This is a genomic window from Streptomyces sp. NPDC050625, from assembly GCF_040654755.1.
Lineage (GTDB): Bacteria > Actinomycetota > Actinomycetes > Streptomycetales > Streptomycetaceae > Streptomyces.
The window spans coordinates 136,038-162,718 of record NZ_JBFAIQ010000020.1; the positions used below are offsets into that span (position 1 = coordinate 136,038).

Here is a 26,681-nt window from a genome sequence, read left to right on the forward strand (position 1 = left end):
GGACGAGTTCACGGATACGTCTCGCGACGGCTCGTACCTCGGTGGATCATGAGGTCAGTCACGGAGAAGGGTGGCGCATGTCCCAGGGCTCGGCCGCACAGGCTTCGTGGTGGCGCCATCCGGTACCGGGGCTCGCGGTCCTGCTCCGCTATCACCGCTCGTGGCTCAGGGGCGACCTGCTGGCCGGCGCGACCGTCGCCGCGTATCTCGTGCCGCAGGTCATGGCCTACGCCGGAGTGGCCGGGCTGCCGCCGGTCACCGGGCTGTGGGCGATCCTGCCCGCGCTCGCGCTGTACGCGCTGTTCGGCTCCTCCCGGCTGCTCTCGGTCGGCCCCGAGTCCACGACCGCCCTGATGACGGCCACCGTGGTCGGTCCGCTGGCGGCGGGCGACTCCGGGCGGTACGCGACGCTGGCGGCCGCGCTCGCGGTCACGGTCGGGCTGCTGTGCGTGGCGGCGTGGGCGGTGCGGCTGGGCTTCCTCGCCGATCTGCTCTCCCGGCCGGTCCTGATCGGCTATCTCGCGGGCGTGGCACTGATCATGACCGTGGATCAGCTGACGAAGCTCACCGGAGTCACCACGACGGGCACCGAGTTCTTCCCTCAGGTCTGGTCGTTCGTCACGCACCTGTCCGACGCCCACGCGGCCACGGTCGTCTTCTCGGCCACGGTGCTCGCGTTCCTGTTCGTGGTGGCGCGGTATGCCCGCGCAGTGCCGGGCCCCCTGCTCGCGGTGATCCTCGGCACGGCCGCGGTGGTGGCGTTCGACCTCGACGACCGGTACGGCATCAAGGTGATCGGCGAGGTCCCGTCGGGAGTGCCGGACCTCGCCCTGCCCGACCTGAGCGACCTGCCGCGTCTGGTCCTGCCCGCGCTCGGCGTGCTGATCGTCGCGTACACGGACTTCATCCTCACCGCGCGGGCGTTCACCGGCGGCGCCGACGCGGGCCCCGGCCTGGACGCCAACCAGGAGTTCCTCGCGCTGGGGACGGCCAACCTCGGCGCCGGTGTGCTGCACGGCTTCCCGGTGAGCAGCAGCGCCAGCCGCACCGCGCTCGCCTCCTCGGCGGGGGCCCGCAGCCAGGCGTACTCCCTGGTGGCGGGGGCCGCGGTGCTCGCCGTCCTGCTGTTCCTCAGCCCGCTGCTCTCCCGCACGCCCTCGGCCGTGCTCGGTGCGCTCGTCGTCTACGCGGCGGCCCGCATGATCGACTTCGCGGGCTTCCGCCGGCTGGCGTCCTTCCGCCGCCGGGAACTCATGCTGGCCCTCGGCTGCCTGGCCGGGGTGCTCGCCCTGGACATCCTGTACGGCGTGCTGGTCGCCGTCGGGCTGTCGGTGGCCGAGCTGCTGACGCGGGTGGCCCGGCCGCACGACGCGGTCGAGGGGCTGGTGCCCGGGATAGCCGGCATGCACGACGTGGACGACTACCCCGAGGCCCGTACGATCCCCGGCCTGCTGGTCTACCGTTACGACTCCCCGCTGTTCTTCGCCAACGCGGAGGACTTCCGGCGCCGGGCCCTTGCCTCGGTCGACGAACAGACCGATCCCGTGCGCTGGTTCGTCCTGAACACGGAGGCCAACGTCGAGGTCGACATCACGGCCCTGGACGCGGTCGACGAACTGCGCCGTGAACTCGTCGGGCGGGGCGTCGTGTTCGCCCTCGCCCGGGTCAAGCAGGACCTCCTGGACGACCTGCGGGCGTACGGCCTGGAGGAGTCCGTCGGGACGGATCTCATCTTCCCGACGCTGCCGACCGCCGTGGCCGCCTACCGGACGTGGTGCGAGGGCCGGGCTCCGGGCGGGGACGGCGCTCCCGGTGGGGACGGCGCTCCGGGCGGGGACGACCGCAGCTGAACCGATCCTCCAGCCGTTCTTCGGCGGCCCCGCCAAGCATGGTCGATCGGGCCCTCGGCGCGGATGCGACCGCGGTGGGAACCGACGAGAGCCGAGTGGCCCGACCGACGGGCCGGGTGGCCCATGGCCCGCCGCGCCCGACGGACACACGCTGGCCTCGGCAGTTCCTACGCGCCGCCGGGAGGCACGCCATGATCACTACTCGTACGCCCAGCATGCTGCAGGCCCTGCCCGCCGAGTACCGGCAGCAGCTGATGCGCGTCGCCCGAGAGGTGTCCTTCCCGCAGGGGACACGCCTGTTCGAGGAGGGTGGACGTGCCGACCGGTTCTGGATCCTGCGCACCGGCAGCATCGAGCTCGACATGCATGTGCCCGGCCGCAAGGCCGCCGTCATCGAGATGCTCCGGCCGAACGAGCTGGTCGGCTGGTCCTGGCTGTTCTCGCCGCACGTCTGGCACCTGGGCGCCGAGGCGGTGACGCCGGTGCGTGCGTACGAGTTCGACGCCGAGACCGTGCGCACGATGTGCCGGGAGGATGCGGGGCTGGGCAACGCCGTCGCGCAGTGGGTCGGCGACGTGCTGGCCCACCGGCTGCGGTCCGCCCGGGGCCGGCTCCTCGACCTGTACGCCCCGTACGGCGCCGGCAGCCTCGTCTGACCGGTCCGGCACCGACGACGACCCGGTGGGCCCCGGTGAGTGGGGCCGGTCGGCCCTAGTACGACCGGCCCCGGCGAGTGAGGATCGGCCTCACGGACTGCCCACAGGCCGTCCGCCACCGGGTAGCGAGGGATCGCCATGGCCGACACAGGCACTTTCGACGAGCGGAATCCGATCCGCGTGTTTCTGCTCGACGATCACGAGGTCGTACGGCGCGGTCTGACCGACCTGCTCGACGGCGAGCCCGACATCTCCGTGGTCGGCGACGCGGACAGCGTCGAACAGGCGCTGGTCCGCGGTCCCGCGCTGCGCCCGAATGTCGCCGTGCTGGACGTCCGTCTCCCCGACGGCGACGGCATCACGGTCTGCCGGGAGCTGCGCAGCCGGATGCCGGAGCTCGCGTGCCTGATGCTCACGTCGTTCGACGACGAGGACGCGCTGCTGGACGCGATCATGGCCGGGGCCTCGGGCTATGTCCTCAAGCAGATCAAGGGCTCGGACCTGATCTCGGCGGTGCGCACCGTCGCCTCGGGCCAGTCGATGCTGGACCCCGCGACCACGGCCCGCCTGATGCGCTCGCTGCGCGCCGACCCCACGGACACTCCGGCCATGCCGGCCGAACTCGCGAGCCTGTCGCCGCGCGAGCGCGACATCCTCGCCCTGATCGGCGACGGCCTGACCAACCGCGAGATCGGCAAGAAGCTCTACCTCTCCGAGAAGACGGTCAAGAACCACATCTCCCGCCTCCTGGCCAAGCTCGGCGTACAGCGCCGCGTCCAGGCCGCGGTCCTCGCCTCCCACCTGGACCAACTGGAAACCACCGACCACGCCACCCGCTGACCTCCCCGCCCCGTCCAAGGACGCACCGGCACCGCCGGCCAGCCGATACGCACCCAGCGCCCCGAGCCCACGGAGTCTCCCGCCTCCCGGCCAAGCTCGGCGTACAGCCCCGCGTCCAGGCCGCGGTCCTCGCCTCCCACCTGGACCAACTGGAAACCACCGACCACGCCACCCGCTGAGCCCACCCCTCCGGTTCGCACCGTCACCGCGGACCGGCCGATGCGCACCCAGCGCTCCGACCCACGGAGTCTCCCGCCTCCTGGCCAAGCTCGGCGTACAGCCCCACGTCCAGGCCGCGGTCCTTGCCTCCCACCTGGACCAACTGGAATCCGGCGACCACGCCACCGCTGAGCCCCCGCGCTCCCGCCCCCTCCGGTTCGCACCGTCACCGCGGACCGGCCGATGCCCGCCCCCGCGACACCCGCCGCGCGGTGAAGCCCGCGCCCCGGCCGCTCCCCGCCCCGGCCGCAAACGCACCGTCACCGCCGGCCAGCCGATGCGCGCCCAGCGCCCCGACCTCACGGAAATCTCCCACCCACCGACCAAGCTCGGCGTACAGCACCGTGGCCCCTCCCCCGCGACACCCGCCGCGCGGTGAAGCCCGCGCTCCGGCCGCTCTCCCGACTCGCCCCCGGGACGCACCGCGGTATCGGTCCAGCATCCTCGAATTGGCCTTGGTGCCCGGGTGCGCGGGGCGTCTAGCGTCGGCGCATGCGGATTCGTATCGTCGATGCCTTCACCGACCGTCCCTTCGCCGGCAACCCGGCCGGGGTCCTGCTCCTCGACGCGTTCCCGGACGACGACTGGCTCCAGAGCGTCGCCATGGAGGTCAACCACGCCGAGACGGCGTTCGCGCACCCGCTGCCGAAGGGCGGTGCGGCGGACTGGGCGCTGCGCTGGTTCACGCCCGTCGCCGAGGTCGCGATGTGCGGGCACGCCACGCTCGCCACGGCCCACGTCCTGCACACCGGCGGCGCCCACGAGGGCCCGGTGCGGTTCGCGACCCGCAGCGGTGTGCTCGTCGCCACGCCCGGCGAGGACGGCTGGATCACCATGGACTTCCCGACCGCGCCGCTCACCGCGGTCGAGGTCCCGGCCGGGGTCGCCGAGGCGCTCGGCGCGGAGCCGCTCGTGGCGTTCGACACCGGGCCGAACGTCGGGGACCTGGTGGTGGAGCTGGCCGACGAGAAGACCGTCCTGGGGCTCGCCCCGGACCACAAGGCGCTCGGCGCCTACTCCGCGCGCGGCATCATCGCCACGGCCCGTGCCGAGGACCCGGCCCGGGGGTACGACTTCGTCTCGCGGTGCTTCTTCCCCAACGTCGGCATCGACGAGGACCCGGTCACCGGCAGCGCCCACACCGCCCTGGCCCCCTATTGGTCCGAGCGCCTGGGCCGCCCCGAGCTGACCGGCCTCCAGGCCTCCCGGCGCTCCGGTCTCGTCCGCACCGCACTGCGTGGCGACCGCACCCTGCTGACCGGCCGAGCGGTCACCACCATCGAGGGCGAGCTGCTCACGCCGTAGGCAGCCAGCCCACCTTCCCCGCCAGCACCGCGTATCCCACGAACGCCCCGATGTCGAGGAGGGAGTGGGCCACCACCAGGGGACCGACCCGGCCCCAGCGCCGGTACAGATAGACGAACACCACGCCCATGACCATGTTGCCGACGAAGCCGCCGACGCCCTGGTACAGGTGGTACGAGCCGCGCAGCACGGAACTGGCCACCAGCGCGGTGCCGGGGGTCCAGCCCAACTGGCCCAGCCTGCGCAGCAGATAGCCGACGACGATCACCTCTTCGAGGATCGCGTTCTGCAGCGCCGAGAGGATCAGCACCGGGTACTTCCACCACACATCGGGCAGCGCCTCGGGCACCACGGTGAGATTGAAGCCGAGGCCGCGGGCGGCCAGGTAGAAGGCGATCCCGGTGCTGCCGATCACGGCCGCGACGCCCGCCCCCCGCCCGAGGTCGGGCCAGGGGCGGGTGCGGTCGAAGCCGAGGGTGCGCAGGCTCTCGCCCTCACGCATCAACAGATGGGCGACGAGCAGGACGGGCACGAGTGCCGACGCGATACCGAACAGCTGCCAGGCGAGATCGAGCCAGGGACGCCCCGGCGCGGCCGAGGCATTGAGGGTGGCCGCCTGGTCCTTGAGGCCGCCCGGTTTCGTGACCGATCCGACAAAGCTGATCAGGGCGGACACTCCGCTCGCGCCCAGCGAAAGCCCCAGCACGAGCAGCGTCTCGTCCCGGAACATCCGTCGCGAGGGCCGCTCCAGCGGATAAGAATCGGCCACCGGGTCCGCCTCCACCTGCACACCTGCCTCCAGTTGGGTAATCCCGCCCCATGCCCATCTTCGCCCCGCTAATGTCTCGAAAGCAGTTACGAAGAACGTGCGCCACGGACTGTCGGGGGGACAGGGAGGGGCACCACCGTCATGGGACGTCACAGCTTGCCCGATCGGTACGGGGCGGGCACGGCCGACCCCCGCCCCCGTGCCCGTCGCCGCAGCGTGGCCATCGCGACCGCCCTCGTCCTGACCGTCGCGGGCGGCACGGCCGCCGCCGTGCACAGCGGGCTGCTCTCCTTCGGCTCCTCCTGCCAGGACGACCCGGTACGGCTGACGCTCGCCGCCTCCCCCGACGTCGCCCCGGCCCTGGAGGCGGCGGCCGGGCGGGCCCGGAAGCAGAACCTCACCTCCGACGGGAACTGCGTGGCCGTCACGGTGAGGGCGCAGGACTCCGCCAAGGTCACGGACATCCTGAGCGCGGGCCGGAAGCCCGACGCGCAGGTGTGGGTGCCCGATTCGGACGTATGGGTGCAGCGGGTCACCGCGGACGGCAAGGCGACGCAGGTGACACCGGAGGGCAATGTGGCCGCGACGCCGGTGGGTGTGGCGATGCTGCACACCGCCGCCAAGTCGCTGGGGTGGCCGAAGAAGACGTACACCTGGACGGAACTGGCCGCAGCCACCCTCTCGGACGACTCGCTCAGGCTGGGCGCGGCGGACCCGGCGCGCAGCGCGACCGGGCTGCTCGCGCTCACCAGGCTGAGCACGGCCGCCGCCGAGGCGAAGGGCGGGGCCACGCGGGCCGCGGCCATGATGAAGGCGCTGTCCCAGCGCGTCTCGGCGGCCGACGGCCAGGTCCTGGACACCCTGCCCCACGACTCCTCGGGCACCGAGCAGGGCAACCCCAGGCGCAACCAGGCACTGATCCTCAGCGAGCAGGCGGCGTTCACCCACAACTCGACGGCCGGCGGCGGCACAGACCTGGACCTCTTCTATCCCACGGACGGTGCGCCGACGCTCGACTACCCCTACACGCTCGTCGACGAGCCGGAGCTGACCACCGACGAGAGCCGGGCCGCGATCCGGTTCATGACGTATCTGCGGGAGCCCGCACAGCACAAGCTCCTGGAGAAGTACGGCTTCCGCGCGGACGACGGCTCCGTGGCGCCGTCGGTCGTCGCCGCGGCGGGCGGCCGCAGCCCGCAGCCCTACGCGGAGCCGTCCCCGGAGCCGGCCTCCGACACCGCGCTCCAGGAGGCGCTGGGGACGTGGACGATCACGGTGCAGAGCGCCCGGATCACCACGGTCGTCGATGCCTCCGCCTCCATGTCGGAGCCGGTGGCGGACACGGGCCGGTCCCGTATGGACGTCACCAAGGCCTCGCTGCTCCAGGCCCTCGCCACCTTCACGCCGGAGGACGAGATCGGTCTGTGGGAGTTCGCCGCCAGGCTGGACGGCGACAAGGACTACCGCGTGCTGGTGCGGACAGAGCGGCTGGGCGACCGCAGGGGCCGCGGCACCCAGCGGGACCGGCTGTCGGCGGCGTTCGGCGCACTGGAGCCGGTCCCCGGCGGCGCCACCGGTCTGTACGACACCACCCTCGCCGCGTACCGGGCGGCCACCTCGTCGTATGCGAAGGGCAAGTTCAACGCGCTGGTCGTGCTGACCGACGGGGTGAACCAGGATCCCGGCAGCATCTCCCGCGCCGGGCTCGTCTCCCAACTGCAGAAGCTCAGCAACCCCGAGCGCCCGGTGCCCCTCATCGTCATCGCCGTCGGTCCGGATGCCTCCCGGAAGGAGGCCCAGGAGATCGCGCGGGCCACCGGCGGCTCCGGCCACGAGGTCAGCGTCCCCGCCCAGATCCACTCGGTCATCCTGCAGGCCATCGTGGCGGCGGGGGCACGGAACGCCTCGGGCTGACCGACGGCCCTTTCTCGGTGCGCGGCCGTGCCGCCCTCACCCCAGCGGCACCGGCTCCGGCAGGCCCACCGGCCAGGTGTGCACCGGCTCCCCGATGTGCATCAGTTCGCGGTAGCGCCGGGTGGTGGCGGCCAGCGCCGCCTGCCGGGACAGCCCCTGTTCCAGGGCGCGGTGGAAGGTCGCCGACTGCCAGCTCGCGCCGTTGACACGGCGGCGGCAGCGCTCCTCGATGACGCCCAGGAAGTGGTCCCGGTCGGCGGCTTCGACACCCCACGCGTCCAGTCCCGCCTCGGCCAGCGGCAGGAGTTCGTCGCGTACGAGGGTGACGGCGTCGACCTCGGCCGTACCGCCGTAGCGTCCGCGCCGGGGCCAGACGAAGCGGGCGTCGATGCCGTGCCGGCACGCGGCGTCGAAATTGGCCTCGGCCGTCGCGAAGGGCAGCCGGGTCCACACCGGACGGGACTCCTCGGCGAGGGCGCGGACGACGCCGTAGTAGAAGGCGGCGTTCGCGATGACGTCGGTGATGGTCGGTCCGGCGGGCAGGACCCGGTTCTCCACGCGCAGATGCGGAACGCCGTCGGCGATGCCGTAGACCGGACGGTTCCAGCGGTACACCGTGCCGTTGTGCAGGACGAGTTCGGCGAGCTTGGGCACGCCTCCCTCGTCGAGCACCCGCAGCGGGTCCTCCTCGTCGCAGATCGGGAGCAGGGCCGGGAAGTAGCGCAGGTTCTCCTCGAACAGGTCATGGGCGGAGGAGATCCACCGTTCGCCGAACCAGGTGCGCGGCCGCACGCCCTGGGCCTGCAGTTCGGGCGGGCGGGTGTCGGTGGACTGCAGGAACAGCGGCGGTCTCGACTCGCGCCACAGCTCGTGGCCGAACAGGAAGGGCGAGTTGGCGCCGACGGCGATCTGGGCCGCGCAGGCGGCCTGCGCCGCGTTCCACACGTCGGCGAAGCGGCCGGGGGTGACCTGGAGGTGCAGTTGGACGGAGGTGCACGCGGCCTCGGGCACGATGGACTTCGAGGTGCAGGTGAGGTGTTCCACCCCCTCGATGTCGAGCACGAAGTCCTCGCCGCGGGCGGCCACGATCTGGTCGTTGAGCAGGGTGTAGCGGTCGACCTCGGAGAGGTTGGAGGAGACCAGGTCGTCCCGGTCGAGCGTGGGCAGAATGCCGATCATCACTATTCCGGCGTCCAGTTCCCCGGCCTTGCGGTCGGCGTACGCCAGCGAGGTCCGCAGTTCCTCGGCCAGCCGGTCGAATACCCGGCCGCCCAGGCGGTGTGGGGCTATGTTGACTTCCAGATTGAACATGGCGAGTTCTGTTTGGAAATCACGGCTCGCGATACGTTCCAGCACCTGGCCGTTCAACATTCTCGGCATACCGTCGGAACCGGCGAGATTCAATTCGATCTCGACGCCCATGAGATTCTTCGGGCGGTCGAACCGCTTCTCCACCAGCAGCCGCTCCAGTCCCGTCAGACACCGCCGGAGCTTTTCCCGGTAGTGCTGGCGATCGGACAGGTCGAACGCACCTGCCACGACCTTCTCCCCCATCGAAGTGTCCCTCCTCGATCGGGCGGGCCGAGGATCCGGCCGCCGGGTGTCCCGGGTCAGGTGGGATGATGCCCAGCCGAGGCGATCGATAACGTCCCACGGGGGCCCGGGGCCCGCTACTCTGTTGGAATGTGTCCAGGGGCACATTCACGGGGCATGGGGCATCATGCAACTTCGGGTGCCCCGAGAGCCTCGTGAAAAACGCCGACGACATTCAGCCGACCGCCCCTGAAGCGTATTCCGAGGTCAGCGGGTATCCACCGGGCAGGGATTCGGGAGGATTCCCGCGAATCAGCGGCTGAATTGCGCCTTGTTCGCGACGCCGGAAACGGCTAGTGGAAACATCATATGAACAGCCGTCGTATAAACTCCGTGAACAAGGCAGAAGGTTGGCGCCCACGGTCCTGGTTCCTGCCGTCAAGGTGACCTGCGGCAGACCTCATCCGCACCCTCGCTCACCGGCCCGGGCCCCCGCCTCTCTGACCCCATCGAGCTGACAGCGCCGTCCGCCCCCTCCCTCGCGCCGTCGCGCCTGTCGAATGAGAGGCGACCCACCATGCCGCTGCAAGTCCCTCCTGCCCCCGCGCCCGCACTGCGCTCCGTCCTCACGGCCCTAGGTTCCCCCACCGCGGTCCGCGAGGCCCGAACTCCCTCCCTGCGCAACGCCCAGGGACCCGCCACACCCGAACTCCCGCTGCCCGTACATGTGCTGGACCGGATCACCCCCGAAGGCGTGTCCGCCACCCGGCTCACCGGGTGGCGCTTCCTGATCCGGTGCGGCGATCGCGCGGTGGCCGCCGCCGAGACCAGGCTGATGCCGGACGGCTGGGCGTTCTCGCACTTCTTCGAGGGCCCCTACATCGCCGCCACGGAACACGCCCTGCGCCAGGCCGAGGCGATGCAACAGCCCTACCAGCCCCGCCTGCTCTCCGTTCCCGGCCTGTACATGCTCACCCTGTGGCTGCACGGCGACTGCGCGGCGGACGGCGCCGAGGGCCATCCGGCGGCCGCGGACCTGCTCGTCCCGCTGGCGCCGGCGCCGCCGGGCATCGCGGCGCACCGCCCGCACCGGGTCGCCGAGCTGCTTCCGGTGCTGACCCATCGCGTGACTCCCGTGCCACTGCTCGGCTCACCCGCCTGACACACCCCTTTCGTACCCCGTTTCCAATTTCCGGAGGCGGGGTACGACTGCATTTCCTGCGGCTATTACTCACCCCTGCGCTCGTACGAGCAATAAAGCGCTCCGACGAGCTGAAAAGGGCATCCGGTCCGAGCGGACTAGCCCCATCCGGCCATCCCGAACCACCCGAAGTGGCTGCCCAGTTGGGATGAACCAGACGCGTGGCCGATGCGTCATCAACCTGTGAGAAAGCGGTGCTGCGAAATCCCTGCGGATTGACGCCCAAAGAGCAACACTGGGTTCCGACCGACTTAATCGCAACGGGGGACGAACATGACCACGACACAGCGAAAGATCCCATCAATGTGCCAGCACCAGCCGCCGTGCCCGACAGCCGAATCCGCCGACCGGGAGTCCGCCCGCCTCATGGCGCACCACCCGGAGCAGGGATGGAGCCTGCTGTGCAACGGCGTTCTGCTCTTCGAGGACACCGGTGAGCTCCTGCCGGACGGCCAGATCATCGCCCCGCACCGCCCGCTGGGTGCCGACCGGGTGATGACCGCCGCCTGAGTACCACCCCGGGCGGTCCGCCGCTCCGCCCGGCGACATGAGGGGCCGGCCCGCACGCCCTTGGTGCGCACCGGCCCCGACGCGTGTCCGGGGGTGACTACTCCTCGTAGTCGGTCGAATGCGCCGGCCCGGTGCTGCGGTACTCGAACCAGTCGAAGTCCGCGCGCCCCTGCGTCACATACATTCCGATCACGCGTCCGGTGAACCCGGTCGCGACCTGGGTGGACAGATAGCGGCCGTCGAGTTCGGCCAGCCGCACCGGCCCGGCGGGGGTTTCCACCAGGAAGGCGATCGTGTCGGGACCGCCCGTCGCCGTCGTGAGCGGTTGCGCGTCCGTGGTCCGGATGTCGACGACCAGCGTGACCGGCCCGGGTGGCACGGGATGTTCCGCGAGCCGCTGCCGCGCCGGCCCGATCCGCGCGATCACGCTCACCGCTCCCCCGCACACCTCGATGTCGTAGTGGTGGGCCTCGTCCATGCGGACCGACAGTCCGGCCCGCGCCGAACCCGGATCGACGAGGACCGCCGCCCGGCAGTCGGGGTGCTGCTGGCGCCGCCCCAGGAAGGTGTGCCCGGGACGGTCGAGGCTGTCGCCCGTGGCCGTCAGCGTCAGCCATCCGGGCCGGTCGGTCAGCGACCAGGAGCCCTCGGGCCGGCGGCGCGGCGATATCCAGTACGGCGCCGGCGTCACGGCGTCGAAGTCGTCCCGCACCGGCGGCGGTTCGACGGGGTGCCAGGCGGCGGGCGCGGGATGCCGCTCCCGCACCGGCCCGACCCGGGGCCAGCCGTCCACCCACTCGACCGGTGCCAGGAAGGTCTCCCGCCCGAGGACGTGGAACTCCGGGAAGTAGCCGCGCGGCCGGGTGCCGAGCAGAACCATCCACCAGCTGCCGTCGGCCGCCTCGACCAGGTCGGCGTGGCCGGTGCACTGGATCGGCAGGCCGGTGCCCCGGTGGGAGAGGACCGGATTGCCGGGCGCCGGCTCCCAGGGGCCGCGCGGGGAGCGGGCGCGGGCGACCGAGACCCCGTGACCGAGCGCCGTTCCGCCCTCGGCCATCAGCAGGTACCACCACGCGCCGATCCGGTAGAGGTGGGGCGCCTCCGGGTCCCGCAGCCCCGTCCCTGACCACACCGGCAACGGCCCCTCCAGCACCTTGCCCGTCAGCGGATCGATCCGGGCCACCCGGCATCCGGCCACGGCACACCAGCAGTTCCCGTCGTCGTCCCAGGCGAGGTCGGGATCGATGCCGGGCAGGTCGATCGGGACGGGGTCCGACCAGGGTCCTTCGGGCCGGTCGGCGGTGACCAGGAAGGTGCCGAGCCCGCCGACGTCCGTGGTGATCACATGGAAGCGGCCGTCGTGGTGGCGGATCGTCGGGGCGTAGATGCCGCCGGAGGCCGGGGTGTCGTCGGGCAGCTCCAACTGCCCCGGCCGGTCGAGGACATTGCCGAGCTGGCGCCAGTGCACCAGGTCACGGCTGTGGAAGAGCGGGACGCCGGGGAAGTACTCGAAGCTGGAGCACACGAGGTAGTGGTCCGCACCGACCCGGCACACGCTGGGGTCGGGGTGGAATCCGGGGATGACAGGGTTGGAGTAGGTCCGCATACAGGCCCCCGAGCCGCGAAGTCGAAAGTTTCGAACTCGAAAGCGAATCCTATCGGAACGCCTCGCACGCCTCGCACGCCTCGCACGCCTCGGACACCTGGGACGCCTCAGACACTCAGCCGGTAGGGGAGCATGCACACCACCACATCGGTACGGGCCCGCAGCACGGTCGCCAGCAGCAGCCCGCGCTGGTTCTGGAGGATCTCGTAACGGCGGTGCAGCGGTTCCACCTCCGGGATGAGGACGGCGACCTGGCGTCCGTCCCCGGCGACGCGCAGCACGTAGTCGACGATCGGCTGGACGAGCGAGCGGTGCGGGCTGTCGATGACATCGAGGCGTACCCCGGGGTTCCAGCGGTCCCAGGCTTCCTCCAGCGCACGGCTCTTCTCCGGGTCCGCGTGCACCGCGACCGCGACCACCTCGTCGCCCAGCGCCAGGGCGGCGGTGATGGCGTGCTGGGCGAGTTTGCTGACCTCGCCGAGCGGCACGATCACCAGGCTGCCGGTGCGCCGGTCGGGCGGTTCGGGGACCCGGCCCAGTCCGAGTTCCCGGCCGACGGTCGCGTAGTAGCGCTCGATGCGCGCGAACAGCAGCATCATCAGCGGTACGGCGACCACGACCACCCAGGCTCCTTCCAGGAACTTGGTGGTGAGCAGGATGATCCCGGCCAGGGTGGTCAGCACCGCCCCGGTGCCGTTGATCAGGGCACGGCGCCTCCAGCCGGCGGGTCTCTCGGTGGCCCAGTGCCGGACGAGACCGAGCTGGCTGAGGGTGAAGCCGATGAACACGCCGATCGCGAACAGCGGGATCAGCCGGTGGGTGTCGGCGCCGGTGGCGAGCAGCAGCAGCGCGGCGAGCAGGGCCAGGGCCAGCACGCCGTACCGGTAGACGGGACGCTCCGCGCGCAGCCCGAACAGATGCGGCAGACGGTGGTCGCGGGCGAGCAGGCCCATCAGCACCGGCAGCCCGCCGAAGCTGGTGTTGGCGGCGAGCCCCAGGACGACGGTGACGAGGATGTTCGTGGCGTAGTACGCCCAGCCGTCGCCGTAGGCGCCGGCCGTGAGCTGGGCCAGGACGGTGACGTCTCCGCGCGGGGCGACATGGTCGCGGCGGATCAGCACGGCGATGCCGATGAGCATCGTCCCCAGCAGCGCGCCGAGCATGAGTTCGGTGCTCTGGGCGCGCCTGACGCGCGGGGTGCGGAAGGTCGGCACGGCGTTGGCGATGGCCTCGACGCCCGTCAGGGCGGAACAGCCGGACGAGAACGCCTTGAGGATCAGCAGCAGACCGAGCGACTCCTGGGCCGGGAAGGACTCCGCGGTGCCGACGACGGCCACCGGGTGCGTGCGCAGCAGTCCGAGGACGATGACACCGAGGATGGCCACGATGAACAGCGCGGTGGGAAGCATGAGCACCCGGGCACTGTCGGTGATGCCCCGCAGATTCACGGCCGCCAGCACGGCGAGGCCCACCAGGCACACCCAGAGCTTGTCCCCGGCGAGGGCGGGGAACGCGGAGGCGAGGGCGTCCGCTCCGGCGGTGAGGCTGACGGCGACGGTGAGGACGTAGTCGACGACCAGACTGGCCGCGGCGAGCAGACTGGTGGTCGGGCCGAGGTCCTTCTTGGCCACGGCGTAGGCGCCTCCGCCGTCCGGGTGTACGGCGATCACCTGGGCGTAGGAGATCACGAGGACCACGAGCAGGAAGACGATCGCCAGCGTGATCGGCAGCGTGGCCGTCAGGGCCCCGGTCCCCGCGACCACCAGCGCCAGCACGATCGCCTCGGGCCCGTACGCCACCGAACTGAGCGCGTCCAGGGACAGCGCGGCCAGACCCTCCAGGCTGGTGAGGTGGTGCTTCTCCCCTTCACCGGGGCGCAGCGGAACCCTGGGTCTCAGCTGACGATGTGCCAGGCCATATGCCATCGGGACCTCACCACGGCCGGGTCGGACGATCGGCACCAGTCTCAGCGGGGAGCCGTCCGCGCGCCCTCCGGCAGGGCCCGGGCGGGTCGGTCGGCCGGCGCCGCGGGCCTGGAGGGTCCGCACGATGAGGGCGGGTTACAACCCACATCCCTGTTGCGGACGTCGTCCAGGGACTCGCGGCGGACCAGGAGGCGGGCCGGCCCCGCGCGCACGGCGGCCACCGGCAGGCGGCCGACCAGGTTGTAGCCGGAGGCCATGGACAGGTGATAGGCACCGGCCACGGGGACGGCGAGCAGGTCTCCGGGGCATACGTCGTCGGGGAGCTCGGCATCGGTGGCGAGGACGTCGCCGACCAGCACTCGGGTCATCAGTTGCCCTTGATCAGTTCCTTGAGCGCGATGTTGAGTTCGAGGACGTTCACTCGGGGCTCGCCCATGAAGCCGAGGGTGCGGCCCTCGGTGTGGTCCTTCACGAGCTTCTCCACCTTGTCGACGGGCAGGTTGTTCTTCTCGGCGACCCGGTGGACCTGGATCTTCGCGTACTGCGGGGAGATGTCCGGGTCCAGGCCGGAGCCGGAGGAGGTCACCGCATCGGCGGGGACCTCGGCAGGCTTGACCCTGTGGCCGGGCACCGAGTTGTCCTTGACGACCGCGGCCTTGGCGTCCTTGACCCACTTGATCAGATCGGCGTTGTCACCGGAACGGTTGGTGGCGCCGGACAGGATCAGCTTGTACCGGGTGTTGACGCCGTTGGTGCCGAGGCCGTTCTGCGGGCGGCCCTGGAACCACTTCAGGTCGGGCTCGGGGGTCTCCTGACCCTTCTTCAGCGGCAGGTTGTACGCCTGGCCGATCAGCGAGGAGCCGACGACCTTGCCGTCCGCCTCGGTCTCGGAGCCGTTCGCCTTGTCGTCGAACAGTCCCTGGGCGATGCCGGTGACGGCCAGCGGGTAGATGACGCCGTTCACCAGGGTCAGCACGAGGAGGGCACGCAGGCCGGCCCAGAGCAACCGGGCCGTGTTGCTTACGGAGTTGTTCATGGCGTTCAGCCGATCCCGGGGATGAGAGAGATGATCATGTCGATGATCTTGATACCGATGAAGGGGGCGATCAGTCCGCCGATGCCGTAGACCGTGAGATTGCGGCGGAGCATCCGGTCCGCGCTCACCGGCCTGTACTGCACGCCCTTCAGGGACAGCGGCACCAGCGCGATGATGATCAGCGCGTTGAAGACGACGGCGGACAGGATCGCGGAGTCGGGCGAGGACAGGCCCATGATGTTGAGCCTGTCCAGGCCGGGGTAGACCGCCGCGAACAGCGCCGGGATGATCGCGAAGTACTTCGCGACGTCGTTGGCGATGGAGAACGTGGTCAACGCGCCCCGGGTGATGAGGAGTTGCTTGCCGATCTCGACGATCTCGATGAGCTTGGTCGGGTTCGAGTCGAGGTCGACCATGTTGCCGGCCTCCTTGGCGGCCGACGTACCCGTGTTCATCGCCACGCCGACGTCCGCCTGTGCCAGCGCCGGGGCGTCGTTCGTACCGTCACCGGTCATCGCGACCAGCTTGCCGCCCGCCTGCTCCCTCTTGATGAGGGCCATCTTGTCCTCGGGTGTGGCCTCCGCGAGGAAGTCGTCGACGCCCGCCTCCTGGGCGATCGCCTTGGCGGTCAGCGGGTTGTCACCCGTGATCATGACGGTCTTGATGCCCATGCGGCGCAACTCGTCGAACCGCTCCCGCATACCGTCCTTGACGACGTCCTTGAGGTGGATGACGCCCAGGATCCGGGCGCCTGCGGTGTCCTCGACCGCGACGAGCAGCGGGGTCCCGCCGGCCTCGGAGATCCGGTTGGCGACGGTGGCTGCGTCCTCGGCGTTCTCGGCGACCGTGCCGCCCTGCTCCTTGACCCAGGCGATGACCGAACCGGCCGCGCCCTTGCGGATCTTCTTGCCGTCGACGTCCACGCCCGACATCCGGGTCTGGGCGGTGAAGGCGATCCACTCGGCGTGCGCCAGCTCGCCCTGGTGGCGCTCGCGCAGACCGTACTTCTCCTTCGCCAGGACGACGATGGAGCGGCCCTCGGGCGTCTCGTCGGCCAGCGAGGAGAGCTGGGCGGCGTCGGCGACCTCGGCCTCCGTGGTACCGCGCACCGGCACGAACTCGGACGCCTGCCGGTTGCCCAGGGTGATGGTGCCGGTCTTGTCGAGCAGCAGCGTGGAGACGTCACCGGCGGCCTCGACCGCGCGGCCCGACATGGCCAGGACGTTGCGCTGGACCAGGCGGTCCATGCCCGCGATGCCGATCGCGGAGAGCAGCGCGCCGATCGTGGTCGGGATCAGACAGACCAGCAGGGCCACCAGGACGACCATCGTCAGATGGGTGCCCGCGTAGTCGGCGAACGGCGGCAGCGTGGCGCAGGCGAGCAGGAAGACGATCGTCAGCGACGCCAGCAGGATGTTCAGCGCGATCTCGTTCGGCGTCTTCTGCCGGGCCGCGCCCTCGACGAGGCTGATCATCCGGTCGATGAAGGTCTCACCCGGCTTCGTCGTGATCTTGATGACGATGCGGTCGGACAGAACCTTCGTACCGCCGGTGACCGCGGACCGGTCACCGCCGGACTCACGGATCACCGGGGCGGACTCACCGGTGATCGCCGATTCGTCCACCGAGGCGACGCCCTCGATGACGTCTCCGTCACCGGGGATGATGTCACCGGCCTCGCAGACGACCAGGTCGCCGATCCTCAGCTCGGTGCCGGGCACCTGCTCCTCGCGGTCGCCGACGAGCCGCCGGGCCACCGTGTCCGTCTTGGCCTTGCGCAGGGTGTCGGCCTGCGCCTTGCCCCGGCCCTCGGCGACGGCCTCCGCGAGGTTGGCGAAGACGACGGTCAGCCACAGCCAGGCGCTGATCGCCCAGCCGAACCAGTCGCCCGGGTCCTTGAACGAGAAGACCGTGGTCAGCACCGAGCCGATCCACACCACCAACATCACGGGCGACTTGACCATCACCCGCGGGTCGAGCTTGCGGAAGGCGTCCGGCAGTGACTTGACCAGCTGCTTGGGGTCGAAGAGGCCCGCGCCGACACGTCCTTCGGCGGGCTTGTGCCCGGTGGGGACGTCGCTGTGCGGCGCCCGGGTCGGGGTGGCTGTGGACATGGAGTCCTCTTGCTTCTCTGTGCGAGTGGTCATGACGCCAGCCCCTCGGCCAGCGGACCCAGCGCGAGGGCCGGGAAGTAGGTCAGACCGGTGATGATCAGGATCGCGCCCACCAGCAGGCCGGTGAACAGCGGCTTCTCGGTGCGCAGGGTGCCCGCGGTGACCGGGATGGGCTTCTGCTCGCCGAGTGAGCCGGCGAGCGCCAGCACGAACACCATCGGCAGGAAGCGGCCGAGCAGCATGGCCAGGCCCAGGGTGCTGTTGAACCACTGGGTGTCCGCGTTCAGACCGGCGAAGGCCGAGCCGTTGTTGTTGGCGGCGGACGTGTAGGCGTAGAGGATCTCGGAGAATCCGTGCGCCCCGCTGTTGGTCATCGAGTTCGCCGGGGTCGGCAGGGCCATCGCGAGCGCGGTGAAGACGAGCACCAGCGCCGGGGTGATCAGGATGTAGCAGGCCGCCAGCTTGATCTCACGCGAGCCGATCTTCTTGCCCAGGTACTCGGGCGTACGACCGACCATCAGACCGGCGATGAACACCGCGATGACCGCCATGATCAGCATGCCGTAGAGGCCGGAGCCGGTACCACCGGGCGCGATCTCACCCAGCATCATCGAGAGCATCGTGATGCCGCCGCCAAGGCCCGTGAACGAGGAGTGGAAGGAGTCCACCGCGCCGGTCGAGGTCAGCGTGGTCGCCACCGCGAAGATCGATGAGCCACCGACACCGAAGCGGGTCTCCTTGCCCTCCATCGCGCCGCCGGCGATCTGGAACGCCGGGCCGTGGTGGGCGAACTCGGTCCACATCATCAGGGCCGTGAAGCCGAGCCAGATGGTGGCCATGGCCGCGAGGATCGCGTAGCCCTGCTTGACCGAGCCGACCATGACGCCGAAGGTGCGGGTCAGCGCGAACGGGATGAGCAGGATCAGGAAGATCTCGAAAAGGTTCGTGAACGGGGTGGGGTTCTCGAACGGGTGGGCGCTGTTGGCGTTGAAGTAGCCGCCGCCGTTGGTGCCCAGCTCCTTGATGGCCTCCTGGGAGGCGACCGCGCCGCCGTTCCACTGCTGCGAGCCACCCATGAACTGTCCGACCTCATGGATGCCGGAGAAGTTCTGGATCGCACCGCACGCCACCAGCACCACGGCGGCGACGGCGGCCAGCGGGACCAGGATGCGGATCGTGCCGCGCACCAGGTCGGACCAGAAGTTGCCGAGCTCACCGGTGCGCATGGGGGTCCCCCCGCTCGAGCGGAGCCGAGAGTGGGGGAGAGCGAAGCCGCGCACCAGCGCCACGGCGACGGCGATGCCGACGGCCGCGGAGACGAAGTTCTGGACGGCCAGACCGGCGGTCTGCACGACGTGGCCCATGGCCTGCTCGCCGTAGTACGACTGCCAGTTGGTGTTGGTCACGAAGGACGCGGCGGTGTTGAACGCCTGGTCCGCGTCGATCGAGGCGAAGCCGAGCGAGCCGGGCAGCGAGCCCTGGATCCGCTGCAGCAGGTACAGGAAGAGGACACCCGCCGCGGAGAAGGCGAGGACACCACGCAGATACGCGGGCCAGCGCATCTCCGTGTCGGGATTGGCACCGATGCCCTTGTAGATCCACTTCTCGACGCGCCAGTGCTTGTCGGAGGAGTAGACCTTGGCCATGTAGTTGCCAAGGGGGACGTAGCAGAGTGCCAGCGCGCCCATCAGGGCGAGCAGCTGGAGCACGCCGGCGGTTACGGGACCCATATCTGTCTCAGAACCTCTCCGGGAAGATCAGGGCGAGGACGAGATAGCCCAGCAGGGCGACGGCCACGACGAGGCCGACGATGTTCTCGGCGGTCACAGCTTCGTCACCCCCTTGGCGACGAGGGCCACCAGCGCGAAGACCGCGATCGTGGTGACGACGAAGGCCAGATCGGCCACCGTGAACTCCTGGGTCGAGGTTCGGATGAGGACGGGGAAGTCCGGACGCTTAGAGGAAACCGCCTGGCCGGCCGAATTCGAGCGCCGTTGACGGGTCCCTTACGGCGGTCGACACGGCTTTGACGGGGCCCTTACGGCGACGGTGACCGGCGCCTCGGGACAGCCGGAAGCGCAGCCTGCAGATCACCGCGTCGGTCTCCCGCCGCACGGCGTGCGCGACGACGGCGCCCCGCTGGTTCTGCAGCAGCCTCTGCCACAGCCGCTCCGGCTCGGTCTCCGGGATCAGCACGGTGACCCGGGTGGCCGGCTCCGCCACGGCGACCTCACAGACGTACGCGGCGATGGGACGGCCCAGGCTGCGGCGCTCGCAGGCCAGGCGGACCAGCGGCACCCCGGGGTCCCACTCGGCCCAGGCGCGCTCCAGGGCGTGCAGCTGGGCGCGGTCCTCGGGGTCGGGATGGCAGACGGTCACCGCGCGGACCTCGTCGCCCAGGGAGCCGGCGGCGCTCAGCGCCTCGGAGGTGAGCCGGGACAGACTGGAGACGGGCACGATCACGACCGAGCGCTCGCGGTGCGGGGCCTCGGGTATCCGGCCCAGGCCCAACCGCTCGCCGATGCGGGCGTAGGCGCGGTGCACGGCGACGAAGGCCATGACCAGCAGCGGCAGCGCGACGACGATCAGCCAGGCGCCCTCGGTGAACTTGCTCGCGGTGACGACGACGGTCGCGACACCGGTCAGCAGCGCGCCGGAGCCGTTGAGCAGCGCCTTGCCGCGCCGGCCGGGCGTGCGCTCCAGTCGCCAGTGCCGGACCATGCCGACCTGGGCGATGGTGAAGCCGACGAAGACGCCGATGGCGAAGAGCGGCACCAGGGTGTTGGTGTCGCCGCCGGAGAAGACGAGCAGCGCGGCCGACACCGCGGCGAGGGTCAGCACGCCGTGCCGGTGGACCTGGCGGTCGGCCTTCAGGGCGAAGACATGCGGCAGGTAGTTGTCCCGGGCGAGCAGCTTCAGCAGGACCGGAAGGCCGCCGAAGGAGGTGTTCGCGGACAGGGCCAGCAGGATCATCGTGGCGAACTGGATCACGTAGAAGGCCCAGTTGTGGCCGAGCGAGGCGTCCGCCAGCTGGGCGAGGACGGTGACGCCCTCGACCGGCTGGAGGTGGAAGCGGGAGATCAGCACCGACAGGCCGATCAGCATCGCGCCGAGTACGGCGCCGAGGGCGACCTCGGCCCGCTGGGCGCGCCGGGCGCGCGGGACCCGGAAGGACGGGACGGCGTTGGCGATGGCCTCGACGCCGGTCAGGGCGGAGCACCCGGAGGCGAACGCCTTCAGCAGGAGCAGGGCGCCCACGGTGGTCGCGTTGTCGGCCAGGGCCGAGGCGTGGCCGGCCGCCGTGGCGGTGCTCACCGGCGCGGACCGGAACAGCCCGACGATGATCAGCACGAAAATGGAGCCGACGAAGACGGCGGTGGGCACGATGAACGCCTTGGCCGATTCCACGATGCCGCGCAGATTGACCGCCGTGATCAGTACGAGGACGGCAGGCACAGCCACAGCCGGTCGCCGTACAGTGCCGGGAAGGCGGAGGTCAGGGCGGCCACGCCGGCCGTGACGGCGACGGCGACGTTCAGGACGTAGTCCAGCACCAGGGAGGCGGCCGCCACCAGGCTGGTGCGCGCGCCCAGATGCGTGTTGGCGACCGCGTAGGAGCCGCCGCCGTCCGGGAAGGCCGCGATCACCTGCCGGTAGGAGGCGACCAGCACCGCCAGCAGGGCGGCGATCGCCAGGGTGACGGGGAGCGTGAAGCCCAGGCCATGGGCGCCCGCCGCCGCGAGCACGAGCACGATCGCCTCGGGGCCGTACGCCACCGAGGCCATCGCGTCCAGCGACAGCGCGGCGAGGCCGGTGACGGCGGTCAGACGGTGTCGCTCGCCGGTATCGGGCGGCTCCTCGCCGGCGGGGACGGCGCCCGGTTCGACGGTCAGTACGGATATGGGCGAGTGCTCCTCAGGACGGGACGAACGAGCCGCAGTACGGGACGAACGGCCGCGCGCGGGGCTGGCCGCGCGGTGCACCTAGGTTCTGTCCCGATCCGGCCGCACCCGGCGGCTCCTGGCGCGTTCTTCCCGCCGAACCCCACGACCTTGACGTGCTCTTGACGGGAGTGTGACGCGGGCAACGCCCGTCCGCGCCGCACCGGCGTCAAGAAGGCAGAACCGCTCGTCAGAGTCGCGTCAAGGCGGGCCGAAGCGGCGTTCTCCCGGCTCCCCGGGTCTCTACGCTCGGGCGCATGGAGCGCCGCGTGCTGTACGACCGCCGCTGGGCCGAGGATCTGTACAGCTCGGCCCGCTGCTCCGGCGTGCTGCTCGGCATGCTGTTCCTGATCGACTGGGGCACGTGCGACCTCACCTGGTGGCGCGGCACCCTGTGGGTCGCACTGGCGCTGGTGCTGTTCCTGGTCCTGTCCCCGGCGCGGGTCTCGGCGGGCGAAGGCTGGCTCGCCTCCCGCCGTCTGGTGCGCACCCGGCGGGTGCGCACCGACGTGCTGGTGTCCGTGCGCTGCCTGGACGGCGTCTCCCGGCGCCTCGTCCTGCGGGACGCCTTCGGCGACCGGGTCGAGATCGACCCCCAGGTCCTGGTGGACAACCCCGACCTCTGGTACCGCTTCGACGCGGACGCCCGGAAGTCCGAGCGGTCCGGGACCCTGCTGTGCGGGACGACCGCGCTGCGCCGCGTCTCGGAGCGGATCGAGCGGGAGACGGCGCTGAGCGTGTTCAGGGCGTCCGGGCTGGAGTAGGCCCGGTGCCGGCGTTTCTCACCCCCGCCGGCCCGCCGGATGCGGCTGCACCCCCGTCATCAGGATGTCCAGGCCGCGCCGTGTGGTCGCCAGGACGACCCGGTCTCCCGCCCGCAGCACCTTCCCCTGCGCGGGACGCCAGTCGAAGCCCGGCCGGTCCGGGCGGAGTCCGGTGAGGGTGTCCATGGCGGACGTCGGCACCGGCCCGGCGGCCGCCCCCACGGCCAGCACCCGCCACTCGTTCTCCCGGAACGCCTCGCGCACGGACCGCCCCTCCAGCTCGGGGTGCCCTGCCACGTCCACGCAGGTGAACAGCAGTGAGCCACGCTCCACGGGCATCACGCCCAGCACATGGCGGCCCATCATCGCGGCGGCGAAGGTGGGCGCGGCCAGCGCGGAGACGCTTCGGCTGCGGGTGAGCGCGTCCGGATAGGAGGCGCGCAGGGTGCGCTGCACGGTCGCGGCGAAGTCGTCGTCGTACAGCCGCATCACCACCCGTACACCGGGGTTGGTCTCCCGGACCGCCATCACGATGTCGAGGTTCTGTCCGTCGTCGCGGGTGAGGACGAGCAGTGACCGGCTGTCTCCGACGCGGGCCAGTTCCAGCACGCCCGGGGCGGCGGCGTCCTCCAGGACGAGCGGGATGCCGAGTTCGCGGGCGAGCGAGATGCCGCGCGCCTGCGGGTCGCGCTCGATGGCCACGACCTGGTGGCCGGTGCTGCGCAGCCGGGCCAGTACCCGGGTGCCGACCATGCCGAGCCCGACCAGCACGATGTGGCCGTTCACGTCGTCGTCGGGCGGATGGCTCGCGGAGGCGGTACGGAAGGCCTCCGTGGCGTTCATGGTCGCGGCGACGACCAGCGGGAGCACGGCCAGGCCCACGAACCCGGCGATCAGCTGGAGCACGCGCCGGGCGACCGACTCCTCGGTGGCCGGGTCGCCCATGGTGAAGATGTCCAGCAGCGGCAGGTAGATGTTCTTCCACCACGGGTGTTCGTCCGCGAACAGCGCGGTGGCGGTCGAGAGCCCCACCACGATGGCCGCCAAGGACCCGTAGACGGAAGCGAGTTGACGCGAGAGCAGAACCTTCCACGGCAGATGGGTGAGCCGCGCCCGCAGCCAGCCGCGGAGGTGGCGGCGCCGGGTGCGGGCCGCCGGTTCGGGGGTGTGCTGGATGACCTCCTCCAGCATGAGCCGACCGTGCGTGACCTGCCTGTGGTCGGCGGTCTGCGTGTCCGGCAGGAGCTGGGTGCCCTCCTCGCCGGGCGTCTCCGCGCTGTCCTGGCTGGCCGGGTCGTCCTGGTGAGCGCCGGACAGTACGGCGAGAGTGGCCAGGTCGGTGGCGTGCGGTGGCGTCCCCGCGGGCCGTACGACACCGCGGAAGACCTTGCCCTCGACCTGGAGGGTGTGGCCGTGTCCCACGGCGGCGGCCGCGACCAGTTCGGGCACCGCGGTGTCGGCGTCGGAGAGCACCGTGGTGGAGGTGTCATGTGCCAGGTCGTCGCACAGTCCCGCCGCACGGTCCAGCAGCCGCTCCAGGTGCCGGCCGCGCTCACGATCGAACATGCGGACGACCAGCCGTACGGCGGGGTTGACGGTACGGGCCAGCAGGGCCGCGGTCATGTTGACCTGGTCGTCGCGGTAGGTGAGGGCGAGCGCGGCGGCACGCTCGACGCCCGCGGCCCGCAGGGTCCGCTCGTCGGGCCGTGCGGAGACGAGCAGTTCGACCGGGGAGTCCGGATCGCGGTGCAGCACGGCGATCCCAGCGCCGTGCTCATCGCTCCCGGAGGGCAGCACGACGGTGACGATCTCGCCGCACACGGCGTCCAGTTCGAGGGCGAGCCGGTGGGCGAGTCCGTCGTCGCCGCAGATCACCATGTGCTGTGCTCTCTGCCCGGGCTCCGCGGGTATGGGAAGGGTTGATGTCACATGAGGCTGAACGGCGCGGGTCGCGGGGCCGGTTCCGGCCGGGCACGGCACCGGCCCCAAGAATGCGTCAAGAACATGCCAAGCACATCCCGTCAGCGGGCCGCCGCCGAGAGCGCCGCGACGACACCGGCCGTACGACTGCCCTGCGAGGCGACCGCGACCAGGGCGACGACGTCCCGCAGCGGTCGGCGGCCACGCGGTATTCACGCACGGGACCGTGCGGGCGCCGAATGCCGGTCATGGTGCTCACGGGGCACCTCCTACGCTCTGTGCATCCTGAGGATGCGGGTTCGGTACGGGTTCGGCTCGTTCGGCTCGTTCGGCCAGCGGGAGGGACAAGACCATCGTCAGGCCGCCGCCCGGTGTGTCCTCGGCACTGAGCGTGCCGTCCATGGCCTCGGTCAGGCCCCGGGCGAGGGCGAGTCCCAGACCGAGTCCGGTGGTGTTGTCGGTGTCGCCGAGCCGCTGGAAGGGCTCGAAGAGCCGGTCCCGGCCGGTGGCCGGCAGCCCGGGTCCCCGGTCCACGACGCGGAGTTCGGCCCGCCCCGCCAGGACGCTGCCGGTCACCAGCACCTTGGTGCCGGGCGGGCTGTGCCGGGCCGCGTTGCCCGTCTTGACGCGTCCCTGGCGCCACTGACGACGACGTTGACACTGTCTTGACGGGCTCCGGCCGGACAGGGTGAAGGCGGTGTGCCGGGAAGTCTGGTCGGCTGGGAGCCAGGGTGGCTCCGTCAGGGCCCCACGGTGGTGGCGACCTTCGCGCGCCAGTGGCGCACCGCTGTCGGCTGTGGTGCAGCGCAAGGGCGGCATCCAGCGCCTGAACTGGCGGGTGCCGATGGTGCTGACCTGGGTGGGCACCGTGGGGTGGTGCCGCTGGTGGCGGCGCTGTCGATCCCCGAGACCACGAAGAGCGGTGCCGCCCTGGCGGACCGGCCGCTGGTGCTGGTGCTGATGCTGACCGCCTCGGTCGTGGTGGTCACCCTCGTTGTGCAGGGCCTCACCCTGGCCCCGGTGGTCCGCCGCTCCGGCATCGCCCTGGAACCCGACCGCCCGGAACGCGAGGAGGCCGCCGCCCGCTGAATCCGCCGACGTGGCCCACCGGCAGCTCCGCCGCGACCTGATAGCCGCGGAGCTGCGGCGGCTGTACGAGCGGTCAGCGGAACTCGGCCAGCCGCGGCCGCAGGCCGAGCGCGGTGAGGAACATCGCGGCCGGCAGCAGGCCCGCGGCCCAGGGCAGCAGCCCGGTGAGCTTGGCACGGCCGTCCGTCACGGAAGACCTGAAGTGAGCGCGGTTGATGTCGGTCACGTCGTCCAGAGCGGCCATCCACGCCCCGAAGTGGGCGTTGGACGTACCCGACTCCCAGCCCATGCAGAACTCGACCGCCTTGCGCTCCTTGCCCGCCGCGAGCAGCGCGTGGATCTTCCGGTCGTCGCGCTCGTAGACGGCGTACGACTCCACCGTCCTCTCGGCCGCGGCCCGCTCCCCGGGGAAGGTGACGTTGTCGAGCTCGCGCCGGAACTCGCCGGTGAAGCGCGGGTTCGCATGGTCGGCCCGGTAGTCCTTCCAGGTGGTGGCAAGATCGGCGTCGTACGTCGAGAGGGTCGCGCCCCTCAGTCCGTACAGCTTCTGCGACTTGGCGAGGAAGGACTGCTCGTACTGGGTACGGCGCCGGGGGTCGAGGAGATACCGGCTCTCGTCGGCGTTGGCGTCGTAGGCGATGGCGCGGGCGCGGGAGAGTGCGACGACGGAGTCGAAGGCGTCATGGCGGGCCACGCGCAGGTTCTCGGCGGATGCGGCGAGCACCTGGCAGCCGAGGCCGACCGAGACGAGTGTGCAGACCGTGGCGGCCAGGACACCGGGGTTGATGATCCGGTGGAAGCGCCGGGTGAGGTACCACTGCAGGACGCCGAGCGCGCCGAGCAGCAGCAGGCCGAGGGCGAGGACCGCGGCGAGCTGGGCGGCGAGGGCCGAACGGGCCGCCGAGTAACGGGCGTTGAAGGCCGCGTTGTTGTAGGCCACCAACGTGCGTGACTCGGGCAGGAGTTTGCTCTGCAGCAGGTCGGTGGCGTCACGGTAGTCGGTGAGCGCGTCGGGCTTGCCGCCGGTGCGGCCGTCGTTCTCCAGGGCCCGGCCGATGAGTTCCTGGTACTCGGCGAAGTCGTCGGTGAGGGACTCCACCGTCTTCTCGTCGGCCCGGTCGCCCTGGGCGGCCACCGCGAGGGTGCGCAGATCGTGGCCGATCTCGCGCCGGGCGTCGCCGTAGAAGCCGACGGCCTTGGCGTGCGGTGTCGCCAGCTCGCCCCTGCCCGCGTCTCCGCTCGACAGCAGGATGTTGGCGGCCTGCGCGTCCATGTCGTTGAGGGCGAGGTTGAGGTCGGCGGCGCTGGTGGTGCGGGGTGCTTCGCGGTCGGCCACGCCGTCCCAGGTGCCGCCCGCGGCGAGCCCGGCGACGGCCAGGACCACGGTCAGGGCTGCGGCGAACAGGACTGTGGCCGCGCGCAGAAGGCGCAGCCGGGCGGGCACGGTGGCCCAGTAGCGGCGGCGCAGAGCGGCCCGCGCGGCCACGGC

General features: G+C 71.3%; 18 protein-coding genes and 4 pseudogenes. 9 read left to right on the forward strand and 13 right to left on the reverse strand.

Features of this window, described 5'->3' with window-relative positions; genetic code table 11:
* Positions 1 to 77: 77 nt before the first annotated feature.
* From sulP to AB0I54_RS33540, 4 genes are all read left to right on the forward strand, one after another.
* A complete protein-coding gene (gene sulP, locus AB0I54_RS33525) occupies positions 78 to 1,850 on the forward strand; it encodes a sulfate permease (protein WP_363300004.1) in 1,773 nt (590 codons plus the stop codon).
* Between the two features lie 191 nt (positions 1,851 to 2,041).
* Entirely contained in the window at positions 2,042 to 2,506 is a 465-nt protein-coding gene (locus AB0I54_RS33530; protein WP_363300005.1) for a cyclic nucleotide-binding domain-containing protein, read from the forward strand.
* A gap of 138 nt (positions 2,507 to 2,644) precedes the next feature.
* Positions 2,645 to 3,346, forward strand: a complete 702-nt coding sequence (locus AB0I54_RS33535) for a response regulator transcription factor (protein WP_363300006.1) — start codon at positions 2,645 to 2,647, stop codon at positions 3,344 to 3,346.
* Between the two features lie 711 nt (positions 3,347 to 4,057).
* On the forward strand, positions 4,058 to 4,870 hold the full coding sequence (locus tag AB0I54_RS33540; protein WP_363300007.1) for a PhzF family phenazine biosynthesis protein: 813 nt from the start codon (positions 4,058 to 4,060) through the stop codon (positions 4,868 to 4,870).
* Here the strand turns inward: AB0I54_RS33540 and AB0I54_RS33545 are convergent.
* On the reverse strand, positions 4,860 to 5,660 hold the full coding sequence (locus tag AB0I54_RS33545) for a CPBP family intramembrane glutamic endopeptidase (RefSeq protein WP_363300008.1): 801 nt from the start codon (positions 5,658 to 5,660) through the stop codon (positions 4,860 to 4,862). The two genes, AB0I54_RS33540 and AB0I54_RS33545, sit on opposite strands and share 11 nt — an antisense overlap.
* A gap of 120 nt (positions 5,661 to 5,780) precedes the next feature.
* Here AB0I54_RS33545 and AB0I54_RS33550 point away from each other — a divergent pair, with 120 nt between their 5' ends.
* Positions 5,781 to 7,553: a substrate-binding and VWA domain-containing protein gene (locus AB0I54_RS33550; protein WP_363300009.1), complete on the forward strand. Its 1,773-nt coding sequence runs from the start codon at positions 5,781 to 5,783 to the stop codon at positions 7,551 to 7,553.
* 36 nt (positions 7,554 to 7,589) lie between these two features.
* Here AB0I54_RS33550 and AB0I54_RS33555 read toward each other — a convergent pair whose 3' ends face one another.
* Positions 7,590 to 9,107 (reverse strand): glutamate--cysteine ligase, encoded by a 1,518-nt coding sequence (locus AB0I54_RS33555; RefSeq protein WP_363300010.1) that lies wholly within the window; start codon positions 9,105 to 9,107, stop codon positions 7,590 to 7,592.
* Between the two features lie 556 nt (positions 9,108 to 9,663).
* On the opposite strand from AB0I54_RS33555, the gene AB0I54_RS33560 reads away from it, so the two are divergent.
* On the forward strand, positions 9,664 to 10,248 hold the full coding sequence (locus AB0I54_RS33560; RefSeq protein ID WP_363300011.1) for a hypothetical protein: 585 nt from the start codon (positions 9,664 to 9,666) through the stop codon (positions 10,246 to 10,248).
* Positions 10,249 to 10,590: 342 nt separating this feature from the next.
* Positions 10,591 to 10,797: a DUF5999 family protein gene (locus AB0I54_RS33565; protein WP_316764346.1), complete on the forward strand. Its 207-nt coding sequence runs from the start codon at positions 10,591 to 10,593 to the stop codon at positions 10,795 to 10,797.
* A gap of 97 nt (positions 10,798 to 10,894) precedes the next feature.
* On the opposite strand, the gene AB0I54_RS33570 is transcribed toward AB0I54_RS33565, so the two are convergent.
* The 8 genes and pseudogenes from AB0I54_RS33570 to AB0I54_RS33605 form a co-directional block, all read right to left on the reverse strand.
* The gene (locus tag AB0I54_RS33570; protein WP_363300012.1) at positions 10,895 to 12,403 is read right to left on the reverse strand and encodes a glycoside hydrolase family 43 protein; all 1,509 of its coding nucleotides are present in this window, start codon (positions 12,401 to 12,403) and stop codon (positions 10,895 to 10,897) included.
* Between the two features lie 107 nt (positions 12,404 to 12,510).
* Positions 12,511 to 14,328 carry an APC family permease gene (locus tag AB0I54_RS33575; protein WP_363300013.1) on the reverse strand — a complete coding sequence of 606 codons (1,818 nt, stop codon included), beginning with the start codon at positions 14,326 to 14,328 and terminating at the stop codon, positions 12,511 to 12,513.
* 140 nt (positions 14,329 to 14,468) lie between these two features.
* A pseudogene (locus AB0I54_RS33580) lies at positions 14,469 to 14,678 on the reverse strand (diaminopimelate decarboxylase); the annotation flags it as partial.
* A 17-nt stretch (positions 14,679 to 14,695) separates the two neighbouring features.
* Positions 14,696 to 15,364 (reverse strand): potassium-transporting ATPase subunit C, encoded by a 669-nt coding sequence (locus AB0I54_RS33585; RefSeq protein WP_363300014.1) that lies wholly within the window; start codon positions 15,362 to 15,364, stop codon positions 14,696 to 14,698.
* Positions 15,365 to 15,369: 5 nt separating this feature from the next.
* Positions 15,370 to 17,511, reverse strand: coding sequence for a potassium-transporting ATPase subunit KdpB (gene kdpB, locus AB0I54_RS33590; protein WP_363300015.1), 2,142 nt, complete (start codon positions 17,509 to 17,511; stop codon positions 15,370 to 15,372).
* Positions 17,508 to 19,208, reverse strand: coding sequence for a potassium-transporting ATPase subunit KdpA (gene kdpA, locus AB0I54_RS33595; protein WP_363300016.1), 1,701 nt, complete (start codon positions 19,206 to 19,208; stop codon positions 17,508 to 17,510). The genes kdpB and kdpA overlap by 4 nt, the downstream gene beginning before the upstream one ends.
* Positions 19,209 to 19,215: 7 nt before the next feature.
* The gene (kdpF, locus tag AB0I54_RS33600) at positions 19,216 to 19,305 is read right to left on the reverse strand and encodes a K(+)-transporting ATPase subunit F (RefSeq protein ID WP_016434100.1); all 90 of its coding nucleotides are present in this window, start codon (positions 19,303 to 19,305) and stop codon (positions 19,216 to 19,218) included.
* Between the two features lie 237 nt (positions 19,306 to 19,542).
* Positions 19,543 to 21,380 (reverse strand): annotated as a pseudogene (locus tag AB0I54_RS33605) (APC family permease); the annotation flags it as partial.
* A 296-nt stretch (positions 21,381 to 21,676) separates the two neighbouring features.
* Between AB0I54_RS33605 and AB0I54_RS33610 the strand changes: the two are divergent.
* Positions 21,677 to 22,183 carry a hypothetical protein gene (locus AB0I54_RS33610; protein ID WP_363300017.1) on the forward strand — a complete coding sequence of 169 codons (507 nt, stop codon included), beginning with the start codon at positions 21,677 to 21,679 and terminating at the stop codon, positions 22,181 to 22,183.
* An 18-nt stretch (positions 22,184 to 22,201) separates the two neighbouring features.
* Here AB0I54_RS33610 and AB0I54_RS33615 read toward each other — a convergent pair whose 3' ends face one another.
* Complete coding sequence (locus tag AB0I54_RS33615; protein ID WP_363300018.1) at positions 22,202 to 24,061, reverse strand: NAD-binding protein; 1,860 nt, start codon at positions 24,059 to 24,061, stop codon at positions 22,202 to 22,204.
* A 297-nt stretch (positions 24,062 to 24,358) separates the two neighbouring features.
* Positions 24,359 to 24,721 (reverse strand): annotated as a pseudogene (locus AB0I54_RS33620) (sensor histidine kinase); the annotation flags it as partial.
* Between the two features lie 163 nt (positions 24,722 to 24,884).
* Here AB0I54_RS33620 and AB0I54_RS33625 point away from each other — a divergent pair.
* Positions 24,885 to 25,262 (forward strand): annotated as a pseudogene (locus tag AB0I54_RS33625) (Na+/H+ antiporter); the annotation flags it as partial.
* A gap of 3 nt (positions 25,263 to 25,265) precedes the next feature.
* Here the strand turns inward: AB0I54_RS33625 and AB0I54_RS33630 are convergent.
* Positions 25,266 to 26,678, reverse strand: a complete 1,413-nt coding sequence (locus tag AB0I54_RS33630) for a hypothetical protein (protein ID WP_363300019.1) — start codon at positions 26,676 to 26,678, stop codon at positions 25,266 to 25,268.
* Positions 26,679 to 26,681 lie beyond the last annotated feature (3 nt).